The sequence below is a fragment of the Streptomyces sp. KLMMK genome (genome assembly GCF_036961605.1).
Taxonomy (GTDB): Bacteria; Actinomycetota; Actinomycetes; order Streptomycetales; family Streptomycetaceae; genus Streptomyces; species Streptomyces telluris.
Genome location: NZ_JBAMDC010000024.1, coordinates 1 through 26348 on the forward strand (window position 1 = coordinate 1; position 26348 = coordinate 26348).

General features: G+C 69.7%; 20 protein-coding genes and 7 pseudogenes. 12 read left to right on the forward strand and 15 right to left on the reverse strand.

Annotated features, from left to right (window positions below):
- Positions 1-73 precede the first annotated feature (73 nt).
- Both V7793_RS07210 and V7793_RS07215 read right to left on the reverse strand, forming a co-directional pair.
- Entirely contained in the window at positions 74-1519 is a 1446-nt protein-coding gene (locus V7793_RS07210; RefSeq protein WP_335582078.1) for a CoA transferase, read from the reverse strand.
- 69 nt (positions 1520-1588) lie between these two features.
- A complete protein-coding gene (locus tag V7793_RS07215; protein WP_335582079.1) occupies positions 1589-2326 on the reverse strand; it encodes an IclR family transcriptional regulator in 738 nt (245 codons plus the stop codon).
- 291 nt (positions 2327-2617) lie between these two features.
- Here V7793_RS07215 and V7793_RS07220 point away from each other — a divergent pair, with 291 nt between their 5' ends.
- Together V7793_RS07220 and V7793_RS07225 are read left to right on the forward strand one after the other, a co-directional pair.
- Positions 2618-3184: a relaxase domain-containing protein gene (locus tag V7793_RS07220; protein WP_443057861.1), complete on the forward strand. Its 567-nt coding sequence runs from the start codon at positions 2618-2620 to the stop codon at positions 3182-3184.
- 391 nt (positions 3185-3575) lie between these two features.
- Positions 3576-3950, forward strand: a complete 375-nt coding sequence (locus V7793_RS07225; protein ID WP_335582110.1) for a VOC family protein — start codon at positions 3576-3578, stop codon at positions 3948-3950.
- 88 nt (positions 3951-4038) lie between these two features.
- On the opposite strand, the gene V7793_RS07230 is transcribed toward V7793_RS07225, so the two are convergent.
- Entirely contained in the window at positions 4039-4809 is a 771-nt protein-coding gene (locus tag V7793_RS07230) for a peptidase S1 (protein WP_335582080.1), read from the reverse strand.
- 306 nt (positions 4810-5115) lie between these two features.
- A pseudogene (locus V7793_RS07235) lies at positions 5116-5398 on the reverse strand (helix-turn-helix domain-containing protein); the annotation flags it as partial.
- 86 nt (positions 5399-5484) lie between these two features.
- On the opposite strand from V7793_RS07235, the pseudogene V7793_RS07240 reads away from it, so the two are divergent.
- Both V7793_RS07240 and V7793_RS07245 read left to right on the forward strand, forming a co-directional pair.
- Positions 5485-5628, forward strand: a pseudogene (locus V7793_RS07240) (hypothetical protein); the annotation flags it as partial.
- Between the two features lie 26 nt (positions 5629-5654).
- Positions 5655-5921 (forward strand): hypothetical protein, encoded by a 267-nt coding sequence (locus V7793_RS07245; RefSeq protein ID WP_335582113.1) that lies wholly within the window; start codon positions 5655-5657, stop codon positions 5919-5921.
- A gap of 169 nt (positions 5922-6090) precedes the next feature.
- Here the strand turns inward: V7793_RS07245 and V7793_RS07250 are convergent, their stop codons facing one another.
- Positions 6091-6933, reverse strand: coding sequence for a helix-turn-helix transcriptional regulator (locus V7793_RS07250; RefSeq protein WP_335582081.1), 843 nt, complete (start codon positions 6931-6933; stop codon positions 6091-6093).
- Between the two features lie 265 nt (positions 6934-7198).
- Between V7793_RS07250 and V7793_RS07255 the strand changes: the two genes are divergently transcribed.
- A complete protein-coding gene (locus tag V7793_RS07255) occupies positions 7199-8131 on the forward strand; it encodes an oxidoreductase (protein WP_335582082.1) in 933 nt (310 codons plus the stop codon).
- A gap of 60 nt (positions 8132-8191) precedes the next feature.
- Complete coding sequence (locus V7793_RS07260; protein ID WP_335582111.1) at positions 8192-9166, forward strand: aldo/keto reductase; 975 nt, start codon at positions 8192-8194, stop codon at positions 9164-9166.
- Between the two features lie 29 nt (positions 9167-9195).
- Here the strand turns inward: V7793_RS07260 and V7793_RS07265 are convergent, their stop codons facing one another.
- A complete protein-coding gene (locus tag V7793_RS07265) occupies positions 9196-10122 on the reverse strand; it encodes a LysR family transcriptional regulator (RefSeq protein ID WP_335582083.1) in 927 nt (308 codons plus the stop codon).
- Between the two features lie 84 nt (positions 10123-10206).
- Between V7793_RS07265 and V7793_RS07270 the strand changes: the two genes are divergently transcribed.
- Both V7793_RS07270 and V7793_RS07275 read left to right on the forward strand, forming a co-directional pair.
- Positions 10207-11433: an amidohydrolase family protein gene (locus V7793_RS07270; protein WP_335582084.1), complete on the forward strand. Its 1227-nt coding sequence runs from the start codon at positions 10207-10209 to the stop codon at positions 11431-11433.
- 4 nt (positions 11434-11437) lie between these two features.
- Positions 11438-12382 (forward strand): amidohydrolase family protein, encoded by a 945-nt coding sequence (locus tag V7793_RS07275; protein ID WP_335582085.1) that lies wholly within the window; start codon positions 11438-11440, stop codon positions 12380-12382.
- 82 nt (positions 12383-12464) lie between these two features.
- Here V7793_RS07275 and V7793_RS07280 read toward each other — a convergent pair whose 3' ends face one another.
- Complete coding sequence (locus V7793_RS07280; protein ID WP_335582086.1) at positions 12465-12977, reverse strand: MarR family winged helix-turn-helix transcriptional regulator; 513 nt, start codon at positions 12975-12977, stop codon at positions 12465-12467.
- Between the two features lie 48 nt (positions 12978-13025).
- On the opposite strand from V7793_RS07280, the gene V7793_RS07285 reads away from it, so the two are divergent.
- Positions 13026-14306 carry a multidrug effflux MFS transporter gene (locus V7793_RS07285; protein WP_335582087.1) on the forward strand — a complete coding sequence of 427 codons (1281 nt, stop codon included), beginning with the start codon at positions 13026-13028 and terminating at the stop codon, positions 14304-14306.
- Between the two features lie 201 nt (positions 14307-14507).
- On the opposite strand, the gene V7793_RS07295 is transcribed toward V7793_RS07285, so the two are convergent.
- On the reverse strand, positions 14508-14906 hold the full coding sequence (locus tag V7793_RS07295; RefSeq protein WP_335582088.1) for a VOC family protein: 399 nt from the start codon (positions 14904-14906) through the stop codon (positions 14508-14510).
- Between the two features lie 93 nt (positions 14907-14999).
- Between V7793_RS07295 and V7793_RS07300 the strand changes: the two genes are divergently transcribed.
- Positions 15000-15989 carry a helix-turn-helix transcriptional regulator gene (locus V7793_RS07300; RefSeq protein ID WP_335582089.1) on the forward strand — a complete coding sequence of 330 codons (990 nt, stop codon included), beginning with the start codon at positions 15000-15002 and terminating at the stop codon, positions 15987-15989.
- A gap of 843 nt (positions 15990-16832) precedes the next feature.
- Here V7793_RS07300 and V7793_RS07305 read toward each other — a convergent pair.
- The 6 genes and pseudogenes from V7793_RS07305 to V7793_RS07330 all read right to left on the reverse strand — a co-directional run.
- Complete coding sequence (locus V7793_RS07305) at positions 16833-19358, reverse strand: alkaline phosphatase family protein (RefSeq protein ID WP_335582090.1); 2526 nt, start codon at positions 19356-19358, stop codon at positions 16833-16835.
- A 1037-nt stretch (positions 19359-20395) separates the two neighbouring features.
- A complete protein-coding gene (locus V7793_RS07310) occupies positions 20396-21595 on the reverse strand; it encodes an HNH endonuclease signature motif containing protein (RefSeq protein WP_335582091.1) in 1200 nt (399 codons plus the stop codon).
- A gap of 274 nt (positions 21596-21869) precedes the next feature.
- Positions 21870-22766, reverse strand: coding sequence for a hypothetical protein (locus tag V7793_RS07315; protein ID WP_335582092.1), 897 nt, complete (start codon positions 22764-22766; stop codon positions 21870-21872).
- Between the two features lie 8 nt (positions 22767-22774).
- Positions 22775-23206 carry a hypothetical protein gene (locus V7793_RS07320; protein ID WP_335582093.1) on the reverse strand — a complete coding sequence of 144 codons (432 nt, stop codon included), beginning with the start codon at positions 23204-23206 and terminating at the stop codon, positions 22775-22777.
- A gap of 94 nt (positions 23207-23300) precedes the next feature.
- Positions 23301-23531, reverse strand: a pseudogene (locus tag V7793_RS07325) (carbohydrate ABC transporter permease); the annotation flags it as partial.
- A gap of 11 nt (positions 23532-23542) precedes the next feature.
- Positions 23543-23899: pseudogene (locus V7793_RS07330) on the reverse strand (IS110 family transposase); the annotation flags it as partial.
- Positions 23900-24016: 117 nt separating this feature from the next.
- Here V7793_RS07330 and V7793_RS07335 point away from each other — a divergent pair.
- Both V7793_RS07335 and V7793_RS07340 read left to right on the forward strand, forming a co-directional pair.
- Positions 24017-24349 (forward strand): annotated as a pseudogene (locus V7793_RS07335) (hypothetical protein); the annotation flags it as partial.
- A 281-nt stretch (positions 24350-24630) separates the two neighbouring features.
- Positions 24631-25102, forward strand: a pseudogene (locus V7793_RS07340) (IS5 family transposase); the annotation flags it as partial.
- Between the two features lie 94 nt (positions 25103-25196).
- Here the strand turns inward: V7793_RS07340 and V7793_RS07345 are convergent.
- Positions 25197-25690, reverse strand: a pseudogene (locus tag V7793_RS07345) (DEAD/DEAH box helicase); the annotation flags it as partial.
- Positions 25691-26348 lie beyond the last annotated feature (658 nt).

Genomic DNA, 26348 nt, shown 5'->3' on the forward strand with positions numbered 1-26348 from the left:
GGAGTTGAGAGCTTGGGGGAGCGACCAGCCGCGACGGGCCCGCCGTTGACGCACTGGCTTTCCCCCGGAGCGCTCAGCGCCACTGGAGCTCGGCGGACCCGAGCGGGGATCGCCGGCCGGGCTGGGGGACCGGGCGTCCGCTGTACGCGAACGGTGTCGCCGGTTCGGTGAGCGGGCCGTAGTCTGTGTCGGTGGTCGACAGTTCGGCGAGGGGCGCGCGCCCGGGGCGGGGCAGGTCGCGCACGTCCTCCCGTGCGAGGAGCCCGAGTTCCTGCACCCAGTGACACACCCCGGCCAAGGTCACGCGGATCCGCCATGAGCCGCCCTCCGTCGCACGTCGGCGCAGAACCGTTGCCACGGCGGCGGCCCCGAGGTAGGCGGCGAGGTAGTCGTTGAGCAGGTACGTCGGCGGCAGCGACGGCCGGTCGGTCCACTCCTCGACGGCGAATCCCGTTGCCGAGCAGGCGAGTTGGTCGAAACCGCCACGTTCGCCCCAGGGGCCGTCGGCACCCCAGGCGTGGTATTCGAGGGTGATGAGTCCGGGGCGGCGCCGGACGAGTTCCTCGGCCTGTGCCCCGTGCCGGGCAAGTCCCCGGTAGGCGTGTGCGAAGACGTCCGCGTCCTGGAGCGCGTCGTGGAAGGCCGCACGGTCGTGAGCGTCGCGCAGGTCGCAGTAGGCGTTGCGCTTGCCACCGCCGGTCATGGCGATCATCGGGATCGGGTCGGGGCGGTCGGGACGCGTCAGGTGCAGCACGTCGGCGCCGAACTGGGCGAGGAGCCGCGTCGCGACGGGGCCCGCGATGACATGGGTGAGATCGAGTACCCGTACTCCCGCGAGCGCCTCGTCGGCCGCACCGATCGGCTCCAGCGGGCGGAGGGGTCCGTCACCGACGCGTTCGATCTCGACGACCGGGCGCCGGGCCACGTACCGCCCGGCGGGGTGCGCGAGCCACTCGTCGCGGGTGCGCACGGCACAGGCGACGCCGCCCCGCGCGCAGATGGCCTCCTCCAGCGTGAAGGCGTCCCAGTCGGCAGCGGCCCGCGCGATCCCCACCTTGTCGAGCCCGCACCGCAGCACAGAGCAGACCGCGTCCCGCAGATGCGGATAGGTGGTGATGATGAAGATCCACCGGCCGTCGCGGGCCCGGTAGAAGTCGTTGTTGCCGAGCAGCGTCGGATCGTCGAGGAGAGCGCCGAGCGGGCGCCCCGAGAGCGTGGTGTGATACGTCGCCATGAGCTGGTCGATCGCGGCCCCGGCCTGCACCTCCACCTTCTGGTGCGGGTGGCCGCGCTGTGCACCGAGCGCCGCCGTCTGGCGCCCGAAGACACCGATCGCGGCGGACATGGCATCGGCGAGGCGGTGCACCGAGGGCACCAGGGGATCGGTCCCGACGACGGTGATGTCCTCGGCTCCCCGGGCCGGATCGGGGTCGCCGAGGGTGTGGAGGAGCCCGGAGACGATCTCGCCGGCAGAGGTCGGCGAGATGGTCCCGGTCGTGGTCAGCGTGTGCGAGGTCATGCCGGGATGCTCGTTCCCGGCGCTGCACGGGCGCCCGGTTTCACGGATATCCGTGAATCGATGCGGATGTCACGTCCGCCTCTCCTGGATGTGCGTGAGCAGCCGGGCCGCCGCCCGGTCCAGACGCAGCCGCTCCGAGCGGCCGTGACGCCGGTGCATGAGGGCGAGGGCTCCCGTGACGACGCCGCCGTCGGTGACGGGGATCGCCAGCGCACTGACCTCGGGGGCGGCGAGCCCCTCGCTGCGGCTGATCCGCGATGCGCGGATCGCCGGAAGCGCGCGGCGGAACTCGGCGACCCCCTCGGGGTCGTGGTGGGCGAGCTCGTCGAGCAGTCCTCGGCGCTCCGCCTCGTCGGTGAAGGCCAGCAGCAGACGGCCCGCGGCGGTGCGCAGCAGCGGCCGGGCGACGTGCTGGTCAGCGAGCGGTACGAGGCGGGGGATGTGGTCCTCGCCGCCGCGCGCAACATACACGGCATCGAGCCCGACCCGCACCGTGAGCAGCACCGGGGTACCCGCGACGCGGCTCAGTTCATCGAGCTCGGCCTGACTGATCCGCGGAACGACTCGGCCGGCGATGAGGTTGAGGACGTGCGGGGCGGGCCCGAGCCTGAAGCGCCGGTGCTGTTCCAGCAGAAACCCGGTCGTGACAAGGCCGTTGACCAGATCCTGCACCGAACTCGCCGGCGCCCCGAGCGTCCGCGCCAACTCGGCCACGGTCACCCCGCCCGGCGCCCGCGCGGCGGCTTCCAGGATCCACGCGACCCGGTCCACCGTACGGTGACGCCGCCGCTGGCCGTGCTCGCTCATCCCGCTCCACCTTGTCCTTCTTGTGCGTCGTCGGCCGCTCGGGCCGACACGGCTTGTCGATCCTTTCCCCCCACCATCCCGATGATCAAGTCGGCCCTGGCCCCGGCCCCGGCCCCCGCAGACGCCATAGGGCCGGCAGCCGGAGGTGGGTTCACGCGACGGCGGACGGGACCATCTCCCGGTGCCTCGCACGCACTGGAGTCGTACTGAACCGCGTCGAGCCGGACGCCGCCCAAGGGACAGGGCCGTGAGACAAGTTGCCGTGTCCCCTGGATGAGACACACCGCGAACATGCAGGCCACTCTCGCGGAACAGAACATTCCGAGCGAGGGCCTGCAGAACCTGTCGGCGGGTTCGATGCTGGAGCACATCGTCGCGGCCGGTACCCTCTGCACCGTCCACTTCATGGAGGAGGTGTCCGCCCGGCTGGGGTGGGCGTGGGAGCCGCGCGAGGTGACGCCCGGCAGAAGGCCGGTCAAGGAAGTCGCGGGGATAGATCAGCGGCTCATCGGCTGGCAGTCCACCCACCGTCGGCAGATCCCCGACGCGAAGTCCCTCCTGGTGGCCGACTGCGAAGAACGGCAGGGGCACCCGCCGGGGGAGCGGGCGGCCGACTACGCGCTGGACGCGCAGGCCGCCGACCGGACGCGCCGCCCGAAGCCCACGGCGGCCGGGTCGCTGACCGAGCTGCGCGACGGGTGGAGGGCGTCAGCGGTCCGGGCGTTCGGCGTCGACGTCATCTCCCGGGCTCGCAGTGCGGGCGCGGGCGGCGGCCACGGCGGTGTGGGCCCGGGTGCGGCCGGTGGTCGACGTCGTCCTGGCGGCCGTGGACACGGTGGCCGGCCGTGGTGTACGTGATGCGCGGCGCGTTCAAGCGCCGGGCCTGCTCGCCGAAGCCCGCCGTCACTTCGCCTACGTCCTGCGCGGCCGACCCCACGAGCCGGGCTTGGACAAGCAGATCGTGCAGGCGGTCGTCGACGACTACACCCGCCCCGTCGGGCGGGGCCGGATGATGACCGCCGACCTGCGTGCCCTGTACCCGCGCGACACCGAAGACCAGGCCGTGCTGCGCCCGCTGACCTGCAACCGCACTGCGCCCCCGTACGAGCGGGCCCGCCGGGGCAAGGGTGCTGAGGGCCGAAACCGGCGGCGGTCCCGTGTTCCGCCGCGCATGCCCGGCGTGGTGGCGGGTACGACCCCTCCCGTACCGGGGGCTGCGGAAGCGGCCGAAGAGCGAGAGGTGTCGGAAGTGATTCGAAAGCTGCAGGCAGTCGCGCTGGACTGTGCTGAGCCGGTACGGCTCGCCGAGTTCTACGCAGAGCTGCTCGGCGGCCGGGTGGTCGTGGACCCTGAGGAGCCCGACTGGGTCGAGGTGCACGGGTTCGAGGGGACGCCGCTGGCCTGCCAGCGGGTGGACGGCTACCGACCGCCCGAATGGCCCGGTCAGGAGCGCCCGCAGCAGCTCCACCTGGACTTCGACGTGGACGACCTCGATGGAGAGGAGAAGCGGGCGCTCGCCCTCGGCGCGACCGTGCTGGAGCGGACGGACCAGCTCCGCCCGGAGGCCAACTGGCGGATCTACGCGGACCCGGCCGGCCATCCGTTCTGCCTTTGCCTCCACTGAGCCCATCGGCCGAGGCTCACCTTCCACTTTGATCCGGGGTTCGCTCCGCCGCCTGGGGCTGGCGTGGGGCGGCGGGGCGGTCAGCCAGTCAGGACGCGAGGTGGAAGCCGGCGCCGACTCCGCCGTTGGCGTTCATCTCGTCGATGATGCTCAGGATGGGGGAGCTGTGCTGGGCGCCCCAAGCGTTGCCGACCAGCGTCTGCCCGACGACGACCGGGGAGCCGGAGTCGCCGCCGTTGGTCCAGATGAGGTGGGTGAACCACATGTTGTGGGTGCCCAGCTTGATACCGCAGGTGAGCCCGGTGCGGTGGCCTTCCTTGCACATGCGGACCCCGTTGGCGGGCGGGGCGCCGATCGACGAGATGGTCACGCCGCCGACGGTGCTGGTGGGGGCGACCCTGCTCTCGTCCAGCAGGATCACCGCGTAGTCCAGGCCCTTGGGACCGTTGTTGAGGAGGTTGTTGGGCGTACTGACGTACGTCACCGTGCCGATGGGACCGGTCTCCAGGTCGGGGCGGGTGTTGGGAATCGGCGCCGGGGCCTGCGCCGTGCCCGCAGGCGAGGCGTCCCGGTAGACCTTTTCCCCGACGAGCTTGTTGCCCTTGTCATCGATGAAGCAGTGGGCGTTGGTCAGCGCCACCAGATTGCCGGCGTTGTCGCGGCCGACCGCGGTGAGAGTGCAGATGTACAGGCTCGTGGGCGCCTCCGGGCCCGGGCTCATCCGGAAGACGATCCCGGTACCGCCACCGACGGGCGTGCGCGTGTCCGTACGGGAATCCGCACTCGCGGACGGAACCGCGCTGATGGACATGGCCGCCGCGAGGACGGCGAGGCCGAGGGCGCGTATCGCTCTTAACATGTGATCACTCCTGTGTGGGAATCATTCCTGCACGGGGGATTTCGCTTTTCCCCGGTGTGGCTGGAAGGCGCACGCGGCCATGCCGGAGGTAGGGCCGCAGATCGCATTGCCGACGGGCAGGTACGTCTCGATCGGCGCGTTGGTGTTGATGGTGCCGGTACGGGCGGAGAGGCTCCAGGAGTTCGCGGCCGCCTGCTTTGCCGGGCCCAAATGTCCCTGCCACGCCTCCTCCTTGCGGTGATCAAGTGAGCCGATCGCTCAGCAAGGTAGTCATGGTGCGCAGGGCCGGGTACCCGGAACGTTCCAGATGGGACGCGCGACATTGCGGCGCAGGTGATCGGCGAGTTTCCGGATCGACCAGCGGGTGAACCAGGCCGATCTCGTTGAACCTGTGGATCACATCGCACACGGTGTCCTCGTCGGCCTGCACCAGCCGGGCGATCACCGGGACGCTGTTCCCGCCCGCCGAGGCCGGCAGCATCATCGCGCGCCGGAAACGTACCGTGCTGGTGCTGCCCCGGCGCACGATCCGCTGCTGCTTCTGCCCCTCCTGCTCGGTCAAGGTACGGACCCTGACCGGTTGCGCCATACCGCCCCCCCTGCGCCGATCGGACATGCCGTCACATCCAACCGACACAAGCCCAATCAGCGCCACCCCGGCAAACCTATGCGGTCATGGCACTACTGATTCCCAAGGTTGACAACCAATCTTGGGAATCAGCAGGGGCAGCGCTGTGCACGCGGGGCGACCTGGTCCACGCGATCAATGCCGGCGCAGCGGCCGGCCGCGCACTGCGACCGGTGACCGAATGTCCGTGCCCCAGTGGTGATCTGCGGCGTAGCGCGTGGGTGCGCGGGCACGCTTCAGCCCGCCCGCTGTCGTCGGCGCGGGCTTGTCCGCGGCGGTGGATCTTTCCGGTGCCGGCGCGGTCGACGGCGGTGGCCTTCTCGACTTCGCCGACGATCCGCATCAGGCCCAGGGTGTAGAGCAGGTGACTGGTGAAGGCTGCTCCGAGCGGCGGGGTCATCCGGCGAGCGATGCCGCGCATGATGTGCGCGTCACCTTCTGCGCTCTCGTGCCGGTGGCCGGGCTCCTGTGGCAGCGGTTGTGACACGGGGTCCTCCTGCTCGGGTGATCAAGGGCGGGTCGGGTGGTGGCCGCCGAGGCTGACGGACGCTCCCGCTCGATGGGGTGAAGGATTCCGCACCGCCGCCTTGGGCACACCCACGCGCCCTGTCGGCGGGCGTCCGGGGGGGGCGGGCTGGGCGGGGCGGGTGGTGTCAGGTGGTGAAGGTCTGGTGGCCGAGGACGCGGAGGAATTCCAGGCGTTCGGCGGCGTCGGTGCCGGGCTGGGGCCGGTAGAGGAAGAGGCGGTTGCCGGTGCTGGGGCTGAGGACGACGTCGCATTGCAGGTCGAGGCGGCCGATGTGCGGGTGGAGGATGGTCTTGCGGGCGGAGCGGACGGTGGCGACCTCGCCCCGTTCCCAGATGGCGGAGAACTCCTCGCTGTGTTTGAGCAGGTCGTTGACGAGTTGCTCGCCTGCAGGGTGGGGGCCGTGGCGGAAGACGGCCGCGCGCAGGTCGGCGACGATGACGCGGCCGAGTGATGCGTGGTCCTCCTGCGGGTAGAGCCGGCGGCCTTGGGGGTGGGTGAACCAGAGCCAGGCGCCGTTGCCCTCCCGGCCCGGGCGGTTGGCCAGCGGTCCCAGCAGGGCGACGGCCGCGGCGTTCTGCACGATCACTGTTCCGAGCTCGTCGACGATCTGCGCGGGGGTGTCGGTGAGGGCGTCGACGATGTGCATCAGTCCGGGGTCGGCGTAGCCGTCGGGGGAGTGGTGTTGTGGGGGCTGGTAGCCGGCGACGGCGTAGAGGTGGTCGCGTTCGTCGGTGGACAGGCGCAGGGCGCGGGCGAGGGAGCCGATCAGGGCTTCGGAGGGGTTGACTCCGCGTGCTTGTTCGAGGCGTTCGTAGTAGTCGGTGGAGATGTTCGCCAGCATGGCCACTTCCTCGCGGCGCAGGCCGGGGGTGCGGCGCCGTCCGCCGGGGATGAGGCCGACATCGGCGGGGCGCAGGGCCTCGCGGCGGGCGCGCAGGAAGCGGCCCAGCTCTCTGCGGTCGGTCATGATCGGTGCTCCCTGGCGGTACGGCGGGCGCCGCGAGCAGTCCGGGGCGGGGCGTGCTTGCAGGCGCTGACATGACCAGCTTGATATGTCCGCCTCCGGTTATCCACGTACTGCCGGACCGACGATAAACGCACCGTGGATACCTCTTCGTGCCTGCAGCAGGCTGGGGGACAGCCGCCGGGAGACCTTTCTCCCGGGCCGGTGTTTTCGCACGTAGACGGCGCTTCGAAGGCAGCCGTCGAGCACTGCTGAGGAGCTTCATCCCATGGCCAAGTGGACCAGCGCCCGCATCCCCGACCAGAAGGGCCGCACGGCTGTCGTGACCGGGGCCAACAGCGGCCTGGGTCTCCAGACGGCTCGCGAGCTGGCCCGCCACGGCGCCCACGTCGTGATGACCGCCCGTGACCGTACCCGCGGCACCGCCGCTGTGAACCGGCTCCTGGCCGAGCAGCCGGGGGCGAGCGTCGAGCTGCGCCTGCTGGACCTGTCCGACCTGGACTCGGTGGCCGCCTTCGCACAGAAGATCCTCGACGACGGCCTGCCGGTGGACGTCCTGGTGAACAACGCGGGCGTCATGTGGCCCCCGCACCGGCTCACGCGGCAGGGGTACGAGCTGCAGTTCGCCACCAACCACCTCGGCCACTTCGCACTCACCGGCCTGTTGCTGGGCCGGCTGGAGAAGTCCGCCGCCCAGGGCCGCGACGCCCGCGTGGTGACGGTCAGCTCCGTCGAGCACCGCGGCGGCACCGTCTTCTTCGACGATCTGCACGGCGAACGCAACTACGCCCCGCGCGCCTACTACTCCCAGTCCAAGCTCGCCAACATCCTGTTCGGCCTGGAACTCGACCGGCGGCTGCGCGCAGCCGGATCGACGGTGACCAGCGTCCTGGCCCATCCGGGTTACGCCAGCACCAACCTGCAGTCCAGCGGTCCGACCGGCTTCCTGCGGTTCTTCTTCTCCAAGATCGCCAATCCGCTGATGGCCCAGCCCGTCGAGAAGGGCGCCTGGAACCAGCTCTACGCGGCCACCGCTCCCGGGGTGAAGGGCGGCCAGTTCATCGGCCCGGACGGCTTCGGCGAGTACCGGGGCCACCCCACCGTCGTCCAGCCCGACAAGGCCGCCCAGGACCCGGACGCCGCCCGGCACCTGTGGTCAGTCTCCGAGCAGCTCACCCAGGTCCACTACCCCCTCCGCTGACCACCGTCCGATGCCATCACGTCCATCGACAAAGACATCCGAAAGGCACCACAGATGACCATGCACAAGCGCGTCCTCGGCCGTCAGGGCCTGACCACCTCCGCTCTGGGGCTGGGCACGATGGGGATGACGATGTTCTACGGCCCCAGCAACCGCGACGAGAACCTCGCCACCATCCGTCGCGCGTTCGACCTGGGGGTGACCCTGTTCGACACCGCCGAGGTCTACGGCGGCGGCACCGGTTCGAACGAGCGGCTGCTCGGCGAGGCCGTCAAGGGCTTCCGCGACGAGGTGGTGCTGGCCACCAAATTCGGCTACGACCTCGCCAACCCCGGTGGTCTCAACAGCCGGCCCGACAACATCCGCAAGGTCGCCGACAACAGCCTGCGCTACCTCGGCACCGACTACCTCGACATCCTCTACCAGCACCGCGTCGACCCGGACGTGCCCATCGAAGAGGTCGCCGGGACGGTCAAGGAGCTGATCGAGGCGGGCAAGGTCCGCTACTTCGGCTTGTCCGAGGCCGGCCCCGAGACCATCCGCCGCGCCCATGCCGTGCAGCCGGTCTCGGTCCTGCAGACGGAGTACTCCGTCTTCGAGCGGCACGTCGAGGACACCGTCCTGCCGGTCGTGCGCGAGCTCGGGATCGGGTTCGTGCCCTACGCCCCGCTGGGGCGCGGCTTCCTCACCGGAGCGATGAAGCCGGCCGACCAGTACACCGCGGACGACTGGCGCCGCCTCGACCCGCGCTGGCAGGGCGAGAACTTCGACGCCAACGTCGAAGCCGTCGCCGCCCTCACCGAGCTGGCCGCTTCCAAGGGCATCACCACCGCCCAGCTCGCCCTTGCCTGGCTGCTCGCACAGGGGGACGACATCGTCCCCATCCCCGGCACCCGCAGCCCCGAGCGCCTGGCGGAGAACGTCGGCGCCACCGGTGTCACGCTCACCGGCCACGACCTCGCCCGGATGAAGGAGATCCTGCCGAACGGCGCCTTCGGCGACCGCTACGCGGCCCCCTTCATGCCCAAGGGCTGACACCGGCCCCGACCCGCCTAGCCGTTCGCCTAGCCGACGAGGGGCTCTTCCGCTCCGAGTTGGCGGGCGGTGTCCTGGACGAGGGTGCGGAACCAGCGGTGACCGGTGTCGTGGGTATGGACGGGGTGCCACCACAGGGCCTCGTTGATCGGCCCGGCGTCGAAGGGGCAGGGGAGCACGCGCAGGGTCGGGGGGAGGGGTACGGCCTTGGTCAGGCGTCGCTGGATGACGGCGACGCGGTCGGTGCCGGCTACGTACAGGGGCAGGGCCAGGAAGCTGTCGGTGACGGCTTCGGGCTTGAGCTGGAGGCCGCTTTCGGCGAGGCGGTGCAGCATGAAGCGGGAGTCTCGCGGCTCGAACTGCCCCAGCACCCAGCGCAGTCCGCCGATGTCGTCCGCCCCGGGGGCGGTGCGGGTGAGGGGGTGGTGCTGGTCGGCGATGACGACCCATTCGTCGGCGAAGAGCGCCAGGCTCGGCAGTCCGCTCACGCCGCTGTCCCGGGGCGCGATCAGCCCGTCCACCGCGGAGGCGCCGGCTTCGCCGTGCAGGGCTTCGGGGATGCCGAACTGGCGGAACCGCAGCCGGGCGTGCGGTGCACGCTCCTGGAAGACGGTCAGGAGCCGGGGGCCGAGGACGGCCATGGCGTAGTCGGAGACGTGGAGGGTGAACTCCCGCTCGGTGGTGGCGGGGTCGAAGTGGGACTTGGTGGCGAAGAGCCGGTCGGAGAGCTGCAGGACGCCGCCGGTCTGCTCCTGCAGCTGCTGCCCGAGCGGGGTGAGCCGGTAGCGGTTGCCCTCACGTACGAGCAGGTCGTCGCCGAAGTGTCGGCGCAGGCGCGCGAGCATCGCGCTGGCCGCCGGCTGGCTGACTCCGATCCGCTCGGCCGCGCGGCTGACGTGCCGCTCTTCGAGCAGGGCCTGGAGGGCGACGAGCAGGTTGAGGTCAGGACGGGTCACACCTCCAACGCTATCAGTTGGATTGATAGACCCATATAGATCATTGATTTCCGTTATGGCCTGTCCAGCTGAAGACTCGAGGGCATGAACCAGCACGAACCGAGCCTCGCGCTCACCAACGCCCTGCTGATCGACGGCACCGGCGGACCCGTGATCGACGGCGCCACCGTCGTCGTCTCCGGCAGCCGGATCGCCGCCGCCGGGACCGGCGTACCGGTCCCTGACCAGGCGACGGTGGTCGACCTGGCGGGCAAGGCGGTCCTTCCGGGGCTGATCGACGCCCACGTGCACTTCGGAGGGCTGGGGTTCCGCAGCACGCCCCCGTTCGGTGGCCGGGCCGCCACCGACGACTACGCCGCGGCCCGCGAGGGGGCCGTGCGGTACGGGGTCACCACCCAGCGCAGCTTGGGCGACTTCCTCCACGACAGCATCGCCGTGCGGGACGGCATCGAGAACGGCACCCTGGCCGGCGCCCGCATCGTGACCAGCGGGCCGAGCTTCCAGGTCGAGGGCGGTCACCCCAACGCCACCGTCTGGGGCAGCGAGCCGGCAGCCGTACGGGAAGGCGCCCGCATGCCGAAGACGACCGAAGAAGCGGAGCGCATGGTCGACGAGCTCGCCGCTGCGGGCGTCGACCTCGTCAAGATCATTATTTCGAACAACGCGATCTTCGGCCCGGCCCGCCCCGAACTGAAGATGCCCTGGCACCTCACCGGGGCCATCGTCGGCGCCGCCCACGCCCGCGGGCTGCGGGTCGCTGCCCACACCGAGACCGTCGAGGACGCCAGGGCTGCGGTCGAGCGGGGTGTCGACGACATCGAGCACCTGGTGCTGCGCGCGGAGGAGCCGCAGGACGAGGCCGCCGCCGAGGCGCTGTTCGCCCTCATGGCCGACCGCGGCACCTACCTCGTACCCACCATGGTGGCCCACCAGTTCGAGGCGACCGCCGACGGGGACGCCCGCACCCTGCGCTACGGCAACCACCTCATCCACCGCGCCTACGAGGCGGGCGTACGGCTCGGGGTCGGCTCGGACGCGCACTCCCCGGGGCTGCACGGCTGGAAGCTGCGCGACGAGCTGGTGATGATGGTCCATGACCAGGGCATCCCGGCCCCCGCAGTCCTGTCCATGGCGACGAAGGCCAATGCCGAACTGCTCGGCATCGCCGAGCGCCTCGGTACCGTCGAGCCGGGCAAGCTCGCCGACCTGCTGATCGTCTCAGGCAACCCGGCCCAGGACATCACCGCCATCGGCCGCGTCCACCAGGTGATCCACAACGGTCGGGTCGTCTTCGAGGGCGAGGGTGCGTGACCACATGACGAAGATCGACGTCCATCACCACTTCCTGCCCGACTTCTACCGCCAGGCACTGATCGACAATGGGCACTCCCGCCCCGACGGCATCTGGGGCATCCCCGACTGGGACGAGACCTCCGCCCTCCGAATGCTCGACGAGGCCAAGATCGCCAAGGCGTACCTGTCGATCTCATCCCCTGGAGTCCACTTCGGCGACGCGGCCGTGGCCCGCGCCCTGGCCCGGCAGGTCAACGAGGAGGGCGCCCGGCTCGCGCGCGCCCACCCGGGCCGGTTCGCCTTCTTCGCCTCGACGCCGCTGCCCGACATCGACGGCGCCCTGACGGAGATCGCGTACGCCTTCGACGAGCTCGGCGCCGCCGGCGTGGTCTTCGAGACCAACTTCGACGGCCTCTACCTGGGCAACGAGCAGCTGGAGCCGGTCTACGCCGAACTCGGCCGCCGCAACGCCGTGCTGTTCCTGCACCCCACCAGCCCCGCCGCCCCCTGTACCGGGCATGCCCCGGCCCTGCCGTATCCGCGGCCGATGCTGGAGTTCCTCTTCGACACCACGCGGACGGTGACCGACATGGTGCTCTCCGGTGTGCTGGAGCGTCACCCCGGCCTCCGCGTGATCGTCCCGCACGCCGGTGCCGTCCTGCCCGCCGTCGCCTCGCGCGTCGACGTCATCGGCGCGCGCACGGCCGGCAAGGAGCACGAGCAGCCGATGCGCAAAGCCCTGCGCACGCTCCACTTCGACCTGGCGGGCATGCCCCTGCCCGAGATGCTGCCGGCCCTGCTGAACGTCGCCGACCCGGCCCATCTCCACTACGGCAGCGACTGGCCCTTCACCCCACTGCCGGAAGTCCTCGCCTGGGCCGGACGCCTCGAAGCGGCCACCACCGCCCTCGGTGAGGATGGCATGGCCAAAGCCCTGCGCACCAACACTGAGGCGCTCTTCAGCTGAACATCCGAACATCGCTGCCTGCCGGCTGCGCGTACAGCCGGCGGGCAGCCCCGCGCCGTGTGGTGGACACGCGGGCGGCCCTTCAGCGTCGGCGGTCGCCGGCCGTCTTCTCGACGTGGTCGCCCATCACCTCGGCGAGACGCTCCAGCGCCTGGAGTACCTCGGCGCGGGCGCCGCCCAGCGCATGGAACATCTCGGCCTCCACCGTCAGGCGCCGGGGGAAGAGCGAGTCCATCAGGCGCTTGCCCTCCTCGGTGATGGTCACCAGCGACGCACGCCGGTCGGCCGGATTGGGCGTACGCTCGACCAGTCCTCGCCGCTCCAGCTTCGCCAGCGCCTTGCTCACCGCCGCCTGGGTCAGCCCCAGGTCCTCGGCGAGCCGGCGTGCGATCACCGGCTCCTCCTCGTACCGCAGCGGCACCAGGAAATCCAGCTCCTGCAACGTCAGCGGGGCGCCCGCGACGAGCGGCTCGACCGCGCGGTCCAGCAGCGACGTGCACCGCTTGATGAGCGTGACGATCTCCATCGAGGACGTGTCCAGCCCAGGGTTGTGCGCCGCCCACTGGCCGCGGACCCTGCCCGAGTGCGCGTGCACCGGACCTCCAATTGCTTAACTGGTTATGTATTGGTTACGGTTTTTCTCATGGTATCCCCGCCCCGAACGACAAACAGCACCCCCCGCACGGCCGCCCCCACAAAGCGCAGCGCCGTCCTGATCGCCGTGCTCGGCGCCCTGAGCGCCGTGGCTCCGCTGGCCACCGACATGTACGTGCCCGGCTTCCCCGCCATGGGAGCCGCCCTGCACGCCGACAGCTCGGCGATCCAGCTGACCATGACCACCTTCCTCGCCGGCCTGGTCGCCGGCCAGCTGGTCATCGGCCCCCTCAGCGACGCACTGGGCCGACGCAGACTCCTCATCGGCGGCACCGCCGCCTTCGCGGCCCTGTCCCTGGCCTGCGCCCTGGCGCCGAACGTGCAGACGCTCCTGATCCTGCGCCTGTTCCAGGGCGTCGCGGCCGCCACCGGCATGGTCCTCGCCCGCGCCGTCCTCACCGACCGCTTCGACGGCCCCGAGGTCCCCCGCTACTTCGCCCTGCTCGCCCAGGTCCTGGGTATCGCCCCGGTGGCCGCCCCGGTCCTCGGCGGCGCCATCCTCAGCGTGACCGCCTGGCGCGGCATCTTCGTTGCCCTCGCCCTGGCCGGCGCCCTGCTCACCGTGGCGGTGCTGGCCAAGGTCCCCGAGACCCTGCCCCCGCAGAACCGGCAGTCACAGGGGCTGGCGAACACCTTCCGCGCCATGGGGCGCATGTGCCGCCAGCGCGCATTCATGGGGTACGTACTCGTCCTCGGCCTCACCTCGGCCGCGCTGTTCGCCTACATCAGCGGGTCCAGTTTCGTCTTCGAGCACCTGCACGGCGTCTCGCCCACGGCCTACTCCCTGATCTTCGCCACCAACGCCGTCGGCATGCTGATCGCGGGCTTCGCCTTCAGCAGGCTCTCCCGGAAGATCAGCCTCAACACCATGCTGACCACGGGCGTCGCCATATGCGGCCTCGGGGTGACCGGCCAGCTGGCCATCCTCGGCACAGCCGGCGAAACCCTCGCCGGCACCTGGGCCAGTCTCTTTGTCACCCTCCTCGGCGTCGGACTGATCTTCCCCGCCGCCACCACCCTCGGCCAGGCCCTCGGCCGCACCGCCCCCGGAGCCGCCTCCGCCCTCCTCGGCGGCCTGCAATTCCTCTTCGGCGCCCTCGCCTCACCCCTCGTCGGCCTGTTCGGCGAAACCAGCTCAACCCCCATGGCCCTCATCATGCTCATCGCCGTCGCCCTCGCCGCACTCGCCCTGATCACCCTCGCCCGCCCCTGGCTCCGCCACGGCGAAACGCTCACAGACAACTACAGTAACGAGCAGCCGACCAAGTGACAGCGGCGGGAGATTCCTGCTTCCGCAGCGACGTGTGCGATCGGACGTCCGGTATCGACCCGCAGGCACAAGCGCAGACGTCCTTCGGGGGTCAGCGGTGCGTTCCGATGCCCCCTGCTGGTGGCGCTCCTGGACTCGGCGGCTGCGTTCACCGGGCGCCCTGGGATCTCGGGGCTCCCGCATGAGCGGCTGTGCGTGGCGTCAGCGTGCGAACTTTTCGATGGCCTCCGGGGTGACGGGGGTGAAGAAGTTGACGAGGTTGCCGTCGGGGTCGCGGAACAGCAGCGACCGGTTGCCCCAGGGCATCGTGGTCGGCTCGTTGACGAAGTCGGTGACGAAACCGGTCAGGTTCTGGTGAACGCGGTCCACGTCGTCGACGAGGAACTCGGTGATCACACTGTGGTTGTCCGCCGGGCGGGCGGAGCCCGGGGCGAACAGCGGGACGGTGCGGGTGCCGGCGATCGCGAGGGTTGCGCCCGCGGTCTTGAGTTCGGCGAAGTCCTCGGTGGCCCACGTCGCCCGCGCTCCTGTGGCTCGCTCGTAGAACTCGACGAGGCGTGCGACGTCGCTGGTGATGATGCGGATCGAGACGAAGTCCATGGGAATCTCCTTGGCTGTGCTGGAGGCGTGCACGTCGCAGGCTAGGAGAAATAGTGGACAGAATCGGTCCTGTATTCGCGTTAGGCTGCGAACATGCCTCGACCCACCGGCCGCGTGCTGACACTCCTGGAGCTGCTGCAGTCGGGCGGCACCCGGACGGTGGCCGAGCTCGCCGACCGTCTCGGCGTCGAAGGGCGCACTGTGCGGCGGTATGTGGACCAGCTGATCGACCTGGACGTGCCCGTGGAGTCGGTCCGCGGCCGCTACGGCGGGTACCGGCTGGCTCCCGGTTACCGCTTGCCTCCGCTCATGCTCAGCGACGACGAGGCGCTGGCCGTGCTGCTCGGCCTGGTCGCCGGCCGCCGGGCAGAGCTGACGACGACGCAGCGCACGGCAAACGAGACGGCGTCAGCGAAGATCCGGCGGGTGCTGCCCAAGCACATCGCCCGCCGGCTCGACACACTCCTGGAAGCTCTCGCCTTCACGGATCAGCCCGGCGAGTTGGACCACCCGGACGCCGGGCTCCTGCTCACCATCGCCGATGCGGTGCGCCACCGCCGACCGGTCTCGATCCGCTACACCGACCGCGACGGACGGCGCAGCGAACGCACACTGCACGCGTACGGGATCGTCGCCCATGCGGGCCGGTGGTACGTGACGGGCAAGGATGCCCAAGTCGGCGAGGACCGAACCTTCCGGCTCGATCGCATCGCAGCCGCGAGAGCCCTGCCCGGCTCATTCGAAGCGCCCGCGGGTCCCGGTCCGGCACAGCGCGTGTTGTCAGGATTCGCCACGGCCGAGTACCGGCATGAGGTGACCTTGCGGATCCACGGGACAGCTGAGCAGATCCGCGCGCACCTCCCCGCCAGCGTCGTGAGCCTGGAGGAGCACAAGCCCGCGGCCGGCCAGGACCCGGCGGCCGAGCACTGGCTGCGCGTCGAGCTACGGGCGCAGCAACTCGACTGGATACCTCGGATACTCGCCTCACTCGACCGGCCGTTCGTCATCGAGCGCCCCGATGAACTACGCGACCTCGTCATCGCGCTCGCCGACCGCCTCACGTCCTACACCCGCCAAGCCTGACAGCGAGGAACCAATGGCATGAGACGGCACAGCGAAGACCCAGGAGCGGCAGTGGCTGGGGGCGCGACGTGTCACACTGCAGGCCCACTCCCGCGCGGTCGGCCAGCGTCTGCCAACCCGACCATCTCGACCACTGTGCCGGTGGTAAGGCCAGTATTGCTGTTGCCCGCGCCCCTTTTGTCGGCGTACTGCGGTACGGGGCAACGTGCCCGGGTATCCTCCCGGGATGCCTCTTGACCAGTACGTCTACTTCGCTCTTGTGAGCGAGCGCACCACCTCGTAGGAGATGACGGCGCTGCTGGGCCAGCCTGTGCCCCGACCTTTGGGTTGAGAAGCACGTTCTTCAGTCGAGGTTCGGCGTCCGCGCCGCTAGGGCCGGCGGCACTGGCGCCGCTTAGTCCGCCTCCGGCTCCGGCGGCTCCAGGAGGAGGGCTTCCTGGCCGGGGTCGGGCGGCCCGTCCTGGTGCCTCTGGCACGGGCCGCCGCCAGTGGCCACCCCGCGCCGGCCCCGCCGCGCCGGGCGGCCGCACTGGAGATCCGGATCGTGGATGTGGCATAGGCCTGAAGGCCGACCGATCCCTGTTGGGAACCGGTGCCCCTTCTTCGTGATCGCAGTCAGCACCATGCCGGAACCCCCGAGGGAAGTTCACTGATCCGCCGTCTCCACGCACCGGCGGGCGGCCGTAGATTCTGTCGGCGCCCTCTCCTGCGCGCGTATTCAAGTGCTCGTGGCTCGCGAATATCCGCACCGCGGCCACGGTGGCATTGTCTGGTAGCCGGAACCGCCCGCCGGGATTCCTGGCCCGCGCAGGAGCGCCGCATCCGTATCGTGCTGGGCTCCCCTCACCGTCCGCGTACTCTCCGGGCGAATCCGCCCAGGAAGGTGCGGAAGTCGTCGTCTGCCCCGCTCCCGCGGACGGCCTGCCGGAACCGCCGGTCGGGGGTCAATGTGACGCCCGAGAGAGGTCCCACGCCGACCGATCGTGGGGAACTCTCGGTGAGAAGTCCGCCCAGGTCCGGGGAGAGCGCAACCCTGGCGCCCATGTCAGGCGGCTGCTGGTCGAGGAACCGTGTCATGATCGTCTTGAGGATTGCGGTGTGGTCGAAGACGGTGTGCGAAACGTGACTCTTCGGTACCCATGGGGAGATGACGAAGGCCGGGACACGCATTCCGTAGTGGTCGATCCAGAGGTCCGGGTGGTCCGGGTGGTGGGCGAGGGGGACGAAGCCGCCGGCAGTGGGGTTGGCCGAGTCGTAGATGTGTGTCTCGTCGTAGCTCTTCGGCCAGACGTGATCGAAAAAGCCGCCGTGTTCGTCGTAGGTGATGATGAAAAGCGTCTTGCTCCAGATGCTGCTGGCGGCGAGTGCCTGGTAGATGCGATTGACGAGTACTTGGCCTTCGGCGATGTCCGCTGGTGGGTGGTCGTCGTTGCCGGGCGGGATGTCGGTGAGGTTGGCCTCGATGTAAGTGACCGGGGGCAGTGTGCCGGTGCTGACGGCGTGGAAGAAGCCGCGGTCGGGATCGTCGATCGGCAGCACATGTTCGCTGTCCAGCGTGTATGTGGAGAAGGTCCGCAGCATCGCGAAATCGTGTTCGTAGTATCGCCACTCGACCCCGGCGCCGGTGAGGTGGTCGAAGATGGTCGGTGTTTCCAAAGGATCGAAGCTCGCGAGATGCGGGTTCTCGATCTGCGGGTCGCCGGTCTCAGGGTCGGTGGCCAGCCGCCCTGTGAGGGAGACGAACCGGTTGGGCCAGGTCTGGCCGGGGTGGGAGGCGAACCATTGGTCGCAGATCGCGAATTCGGTGGCGAGGTAGTCGTAGATCGGCACGTGGGACGCCGGGTGGTAGCCCATCACGTCCCCGAAGACGAGTGCCTGGACGGCGAGGGGCACCTCGGTTCCGAATTTTCGGGCGAAGTCGAGGACAAAGCCCTGGTTGTGGCCTACTGCGAGGGGAGGGGGCGAGAGGCCCGGCGGGAAGGGGCGCAGGGGCCGCACGGGAATCGGTGTGTCGCCACGCTGGAAGGCCACACTCTTGAAGCCGTGTCCGGGATCCAGCATGAAGCGTGTGCCCCGTGTCTCGTATCGCGGGCCGACGGTGCCGCCCTCGCGCGGGGTGGCGAGGGAGAACGTTCGTTGCATCTCGCGGCGCGCGTTCTTGGGGTTGCTCTCGGATCCCGTGAGGCCGTCGACGTCGTGGCGCCCCGATCCACCCCGGCGTACGGGGAGGCTGAGGTAGCCCAGCATGTGGTCGAATGAGCGGTTTTCCATCATGAGGACGACGATGTGGTCGATCTTCGCGAGATTGCCCTGGGTAAGGGGCTGGGAGGGGACAGGGGCACGGGTGTAGTCGTTCGTCTTGGCCTTTCCGACGTACGTGAGGCTGATCGCCTCTCTGCTGTCGCGGACCTCCAGGCCACGATCACCCAGCAGCCAGCCCTGGAAGTTCTCAGCGTACTTGGCTAGCTGTGGGGCGGCTTCCCTGGGAAGGAAACGCTCCAGGGCGAGCTGAACACCGGCATCGATGACCGTTCCAGCCCAGTCCGGTGACGTCCAGACGTAGGGACGGGCCACCACTTCGAACCTCGGGCGGATGTTGCCGAAGTGGTCCCGGGGTGGCCGGAGCACCAGGAAGAGGTCGAGGTCGAAGGTCTCGATGTCGATGACCGGGCGCCCGCCTCCGATGGCGTCGAGCACGTCTCCGACGATGTCGGCAGCGATGTCGACGGCAAGGCCGCCCGCCAGGGAGCTGAGCACGTTCAAGACGTCGATCCTGCCCCTGTTCCGGGGGAACCGGATGCTGAGGCGAATGGCCGGGGCCCCGTCATGGATCGTGGCCTGGACGGTGATCGACTCGGTTTTCGTGGGCTGTGTGAACCAAAGACCACCTAGTGAAGCCTTTAGGTGGTGCAGGTCCGGGTAGACCCGGGCCCACTCCGGTGCGAGGGACAGTCGCACATACGTTTCACGACCAAGGAAGAAAGGACCCTCTTCGCCGTTCGGGCCCAGGTTGACGAATTCGAGAGTCAGTGGTGGCTCGCCGTCGAAGAGGACGTTGTTGAAGAGGGTATCGAGCTTGCTGTTGAGAAAGGTGAGGTCGATGTCTCGTTCCAGGATGGGCCGGTGACCCTGGAACTGGACCGTCCACCAGACGGAGGCACGCGAAGATCCGTTGTTGGTGATCTGTGCGCGCCAGCGGCGGCCGAACGGGAGAGATGCTCCTCCAGTGGGCGTACTACCGCCGCTCGGGGCTGTCACGGTGTGGCTGACCTCCCCGTTGCCTGTGGCCATGACGTTTCGGCGGCCGTCGTGGACCACAATGCCGAGATCCTGCGCGCTCCGGGAAAGATGGCCTTCGGTTCCCGGCATCCAGGCAGGAGCAAGCCGGTCGACGACCCCATACCCTCCGGGAGCCCGGGATAGCAGGACACCCCCACTGCCGGGCTCCGGCCGGGATGGTCCTCCGCCGTCGTCCGTCTCAGGGCCCTCCGGCTGTGGCAGAGTGCTGTCCTTCGAGGCTCGGACGAGAAGCGGTCCAGGCGTCGGAGGGCCGAACAGGACCTCCGTGGACATGCCGGGCTCGAGGACGACAGGCTCGTGGAGAGACAAGGTATCAGTGGCGTATACAGGCGTCTTGGCGCCACGTCCGGGCATCGTCGGCCTCCCGGAGATCGGGTGCCCCTGACTCCACTGTGCGCCTCGCCGCTCCGTGCCGCATGTGATGAGGAACTCCAGGCACAGCGCGCGGCCAGTACGGGCCCGGCTGCCGATGCCGCACCCGCGGGGTGTCGACACGTTTCCCTGGCTGGCCGTTGTGTTCGGCGACGTCGTGCTGGCCGTGGAACCGGGTGACGCCCCTCGCCCCGCCTAGGAAAGATCTGTGCGTGGCGGCCTGTGCCGCAACCCACTGAAGGACGCCACTGCGCTGCGCTCCCCACGGGCGCAGCCAGCGGCGACTACCCCATCACACTGCCGGTCACGCCTGTACCGCAACGGTCACGCGTTGGCCCTGGACCGGCGGGATGCTGCCGCCTTCGGTCCGCGGGTTCTTTTAGTTGCCGACCCGCTTCACCCAGCTCAGCAGCCGTGGTGCGGCGGCCCGAGCCGGAACGGTGGAGCCCTCCACGGCCCTAGCTTCAACGCGCTGAACCTGATGGGGAAACCATCTGCGGAACCGACACCCGAATCCGAGAAAGCGTGGGCGGGGGCAGGAACCGGTGCTTGGCGGCGCTCGGACTGACCCGGCCAACTCGCCGCTTGCTCGGCGGCGCGCCGGGACAGGCGCTGCCCGTTGCCGGCAAGAAGGTCAGCCGGTGAGGTCGCGCAACCGGAGTCTGCCCCACGAGCGGAGCGTAGAACCACCGGACGGCGACGGCCGCGCGCCACACGCCGAACCCGCATCGCGTTCACGCGCACTCGGGTGGGATGGCCCCTCCGCGGGCGCTGTGACTGAAGACGGTCGAGGGTGTTTGTGTCCAGCGGTCGTGCAGGCTCTGCGCCGTCCGTGCGAGTGTGGCCTGGAGCGTTGCCCGGTTGCGGCCGCGTTCCTTCATAGCGTGGCAGTTCGGGCAGAGCGCGATCATCTGGCGCGGGTGGTCGCGGCCGCCCGCGGCGATGCGCTGAATGTGGTCGACTTCGAGGATGGGATGGCCGTTGTCGGTCACGTCTGCCGGCTGGCCACCACAAGCCGGGTTCTCACATTGCCCGGCGCACCGCAGGAGAACCGCCTGCCGGGCAGCCGGCAGCCGGACCGGCAGGTGGCTGGTGGATTCCCGCCGCTGCCCGTGTGTGCTCGGCTCGCGCTCTTCCACGTGTGCGACCAGGCGGCGGTACTCGGCCGTCGCCTCCTCGGTGCTCTTGACCGTGTCGGTCGCCGAGGGAATCTGTGCGGACGACCGGCTCTCGCACCGCTGGTGACGCGTGCGTCCTGCCGCCCGCACCGGCAGGGCACACACGGGACACGGTGGAAACGGCGTACCCTCAGGGTCAGCCGCCCTTGAGGGTACCGGCGGGGATGCGGGAAGGCTCGGGGAAGGCTGTGGGCCCGCGGTCGCCGATGGCCCGCCGGTCGAGGGCACCAGCTGCCGGGCGGACGGGACCGCAGGCCGCGTCGCGGAGGAACGGTGGAGGCGTATCGCTTCTGCAAGCAGGTCCTCCACGCGACCCTCGGCGTCCTCGGGCACATCGAGTGCGGCGGCGACTGATGCGGAGACAACCGCGTGAGCGCGCAGGAGCCAGGACCGTCCTTCCTGGAAGTTCGCATACGGCGCGCCGTTCTTCCGGCCACGCCGGTGTTTCCGCAGAGGGGCTCGAGAGGTCACGCGAACGCTCAAGGGAGCAGGCGTCACGACCACCAGCGTGCCGTCGGCCTCTTCACCGATCTCCGAACGCTGTGCGTAAAGCCTGTCGAAGGCCAGCGACCGGCTGCTGGGCTCCAGCCTCTTCACCCGCAGCATCAGCTGCAGGTGCGAATATCGCGTAAGGGTCACTACGGCGGAGTAGGCGCCCTGCCGCTCTGTGAGGGTGAGGTTCTTCGTGGTCCACCGCATCGCCACGCTGTTCGATATCGGGGTGCTGGCCATGAACTCGAAGAACGCCTCTCGCATACACGCAACCTACCTCCCCCGCCAGGCGTCCGTGCCTACCGTCTGCGTAGTGGAACGCGTCAAGGGCCATCGCCGAGGCGGTTGCGGCAACGACGGGGCCGTGCTCCATGACGTGATGGTGCTCGCGCTCGCGCGGCGCCGGTTGAGCCAGTGGCGGGCATCCCCCCGAGTGGCGGTTCCGGCCAGCCGGGCGGGGGAGGAGGAGGGGTGCGGTGCGGACCCTCCGAGCGGGCAGTGTGAGGCGCGCGCCGACCGGCCGCCGGCGGGCACGGATTCAGTTGGGATAGATGACCGGGACCGCTGTGCCGTTCTCGAAGATGTCGACGCCACGCGAGGGTGCAAGGCGGGAATACCGCGGGCTTCCGCCCTCCTCCGATACGCCTGCATAGGCCTGGACGCGGTGCTTCTCTCCCTTGAGGCTCCGGATGCAGTTCCGCATTTGGCTGTACCAGGTCGTCCCGGGATCGATCACGACATGGTCCTGAGGGAACAGCGTTGAACAGTTGTACTGCTGCTTGGTCATCCAGTACTCGACCCACACCGCGACTGCTACCTGCCGCTTGCTCGTATTGCGCACTTTGACGCCGAACTGTGCGTTACCGGAGGAGCTCACCGCGTAGGTGCAGGCTTGGAAGTTGATGCCCGTCATGCCGGGTACCTGCGTCCATTCGTCCCCAACAGCGCATACCGTGCCGTCCACGTAGGACGTGCTCCACGATTTGCTGCGCACCGCTGCATGTGGCGTGCCGTCTGCACGGGAATCGGGAGCTGACCCCTCCTTCAGGTCCGAGTCCGCGTCCGGGCGGCCCGGAGCCGGGGCCGCGCTCGGCGCGTCCCTGGATTCGGGGCGTTCCGGCGCGGAGGACGCCCCGCTACCCGCCGAGGCCTTGGGGGCCGCAGAAGCCGACGAGGGCGCGGAATGCGCGGGCACCCCCGCGGGCGAATGGGCGGAGCTCCCGGCCGCCCTCGTCCGGGCCGCCGGCGGCGGCGACGGCAGCAAGGCCAGGGTGACTGCCGTGGCCGCGGCTGCGACGATCGCGCCGGCCGCCAGCAAGACCCGCCGTTTCGCGAACCGTCCGCCTCCGCCCCGCGGCGGGTAGACGTTGATGTCACCGGCGCTGGTGATGTACTGGACGCCGCTCTCGCGCGCTGTGTTGTGCTGCTCGCTCATTCCGGGCCTCAGGCACCAGCCGGGCCGCGGCCGACGTTGATGTCGCCGCCCTGGGTGATGTACTGAATCCCGCCCGCCTCGGCTGTGTTGTTCTGCACCCACGACTCCCGCGCCGCCGGCAACTCGGCCCGTACGCATTCGATCAGTTCGCGCAGCTCGTCCGCCGCCTCGGGGTGCTCTTCGAGGAGCATCTCCAGCTGGCCGGTCCAGCGCGTCCGCAGCTTGTCGCGCAACTGCTGCCTGTCCTCGTCCGTGGCCCGTTCGATCTCGGCGGCGGTCCGGTCGAGCCGCTCGATCGCGTACTGCTCCTGGCCGTCGTCCCCGCGGCTGAGCAGGCGTGCGGCGCTTGTCCGCACCGCCTGCCAGGCGTCCGTTGCCGCCGCGCCCACTAACGCGCTCCCGCCCGCCGCTGCCAGACCTTCCAGCGCTTCCGTCAGCACCGGCACCTCCCTGTCGCCCGATCGCCAGCACTCCCAGGGAACAACTCCCGGCGAATGGTGAGGTAACGGCCGACCGCACGAACCCGCAGGGCGCTCAGCCCTTGACCGCCGCGCCCAGCGCGAAGCCGCCCCCCATCCGCCGGGCGATCAGCGCGTACAGCAGGACGACCGGCGTCGAGTACAGGATTGAGAACGCCGCGAGCTGCCCGTACGCCACCTGCCCGAAGTTGCCGAAGAATGTGAAGACGCTGACGGACGCCGGGAGCCGGTCGGGGGAGGGCAGCAGCATGAAGGGGACGAAGAAGTTGCCCCACGACAGGGCGAAGCAGCAGATCGCTGCTTGCGGTCGTAGAAGCAGCGGGATTCCTCGGACTTTCGGATACTGAACAGTACAGAGGTATAGAGCACGCGCTGGAGCCGCCGGTTGTATCGCTGAGGGCGTCGCAGGTTGCCGCTGATCTTGCCAGAGTCGCGCGGGACCGGTGCAACGCCCCCGAAGGCAGCGAAGCGGTTGGGGGTGCCAAACAGAGCCATGTCACCGCCGGTGGCGGCCAGGAACTTGGCGCCGAGGATGATGCCCAGACCGGGCATGCTGGTGATCACTTCAAAGTGCTGGTGGTCGCGACACCGGGCCTCGATGAGCTTGTCGAGCTCGGGGACTTGCTCGTTGAGGAGCATCACGGTTTCTGCCATCTGCCGTTGTCGACCATCTGCGACTCTTCGGGATGAATTCACCTCGGCTGGGTCGCGAGGTCTGCCGCTCAGCGAACGAGGGATCTGTTGTCAGTGGCGTGCGCTTGGATAGGCCGCATGACTGTTCACGACGTTGCTGAGGCTCTTCCTGATATCCCGACGCTGCGGGACCGGTGTCGGTCGATAGCTATGCTGGAGACGGTGCTGAACCCTGACGGTGAGCGCTACTACTCATTCAGCCGGGCCTGGTCCGAGACGGAAGAGATCGCCTCCATGCGCAACGGCTCGGGGGGCGAGTTCGACGTCATCTTCTCTCCGGCCGGCGCGTATGTCCGAGGCTTCGACCACGAGTCGGAGATGAGCCCATATGTCGACGACGTGCCCTGGCCAGGCGTAGTGGACTCGGTCCCGGAGATGTTCCGCAGTTGCGTTGAAGAGCCAGCCTTCACCTGCGGGACGCCACCGCCCGCCTCGTCATCACCAAGGGCAAGAAGGAGGGGCAGTGCCCCTCGCCCGCCACCGTCATGTACCTGCTCCGCGCCCCGCGACTCCTGGGCGGCCTGCCCGCTCAGTCTGCCCAGGGTGCGGTCATCGGTGTCGCGTAACAGGGCTGGGCGCTGGGGCAGCGGCTGCGGGTCGGCGGGCGCTGGCCCAGGGCTTTACTGATCGTTTCAGGATGAGTTCGGTGTGGCCGCTGGGAGCTGGTCATGGCGTCGGGCAGGGTCTGCCGGATGGTTGATGATCTTGTTTCTGGTGATCTGTGGGAGCGGATAGCCACGCTGATCCCTGCCCGGCCGCCACGACGGCACCGCTTCCCCGGCCGCAAGCCGGTGGAGGACCGTGTTGCCCTCGCGGGCATCGTGTACGTACCGCGCAAAGGCGTGAGCTGGTCGGATGTTCCCGCCGAACGGATCGGGTGCAGCGGGGTGACCTGCTGGCGGCGCCTGCGGGACTGGACCAAGGCCGGGGTCTGGCCCCGTCTCCGCGAGGCCCTGCTGATCGAGCTCCGCAGCGCCGGCCTCCTCGACATGGACGACTGCTCGATCGACGGCTCCACATCCGGGCACTCAAAGGGGGGCCCACACGGGCCCTTCGCCAGTCAACCGTGCCCGTCCCGGCAGCAAACACCATGTGATCGTCGACCGGCACGGCACCCCGCTCGCGGTGTCCCTGACCGCCGGCAACCGGCGCGACGTCACCCAGCAAGGAAGCTACCCCCGCGTAAAGCGACACACTTCGGTGGGACACGGTCTTTGCCGCGACTCTGAGGGGATTTCAGGCACGTACGGCACGGGGGCGCGCGGGAGGCGAGTTGCTCGACCAGGCGCTCGTCGTGGCTGCGCAGGCCCTGGAGGACGGCTAAGAGGGGGCGGAAGCTGGCGGAGGCGACCATGTCGGTGAGGTCCTCGCCGGGGGGCACGATGATGCGCGCGATCTTGGTGGAGCCGTCCTTGTTGGGCCGGAGCGCGCGGCCGATGTTCTGGACGATCTTGACCTGTGAGCCGCGGGTGTCGGCGAAGCAGACGGCTTCCACGCCCCGCTCGCCGGTGATGTCGACGCCTTCCCCCGAGGACGCGTACCGAGGCGAGGAAGGCGTGGTGGACCCGGTGCCCGGTGTGTCGATGCCGTTGGCGAACTGCCGGAGCACCTCGCGCCGCTCGGTGACGAGGTGGTCGCCGCACAGCCATGCCGACCACACCCGGTCCGGGGGTACATGGCGGCCGGCCTCCAGCTCGTAGAACTCGGCGTTGATCGATGACTTCGGGTCCGGTCCGCAGCCGCCAAGTCCTCCACCCCCGCCGCCCCGGAGCTGCTGGAGACGGCCCGCGCGGCGGTCGCGGCCGCGGTCGCCGCTGACCGCGCGGCCGGCGACGGCTGGGTTGGGATCGGCGCGGCGCTGGGTGTCAGTGCCGCGCCGCCGCACGCCGCTACCGCTGACGTCTCCGGTGCTCGCCGTGGTCGCGGACCTGGACTTCGACAAGTACAGCCACGCCTCGGTGGCCACGGGCAGTTCTATGCCGAGACCGGCACCTTCATCTGGGGCCTGATTGCCCCCGCCGGCCTCGAAGGGGCGCCCTGGTGTCACTGGGCCTTCCGGCTTCCGGCGTGTGCGTTCGTCCGTCCGGCCCTCGCTGCCGGGCCCCGTCCCCGGTGCCGGGGGCGCGTGCCTGCGGCCCGTTCCGCAGCGCTGGGTGGACCCGCCCATCGCGGAAACGGTGGAGCGGCAGACTGCCGCGATGCGGGATCTGAGCCGCCGCGCGTTCCCCGAGGCCGAGGCCGTATGGGAAGGAGGGCAGCCGGAATATGGCAGGGAGAGGCAACCGAGCAGGGTATCCACCGTGTGCGTCGGTCTGCCGGTCCGTGAGTTCGCTGGTAGATGTGCCGGATCGGCTTGCATCCGTGCCTGGTCCGCGCATCCGTCGGCCGTTCTCTGTGGCGTTCGCGGGGG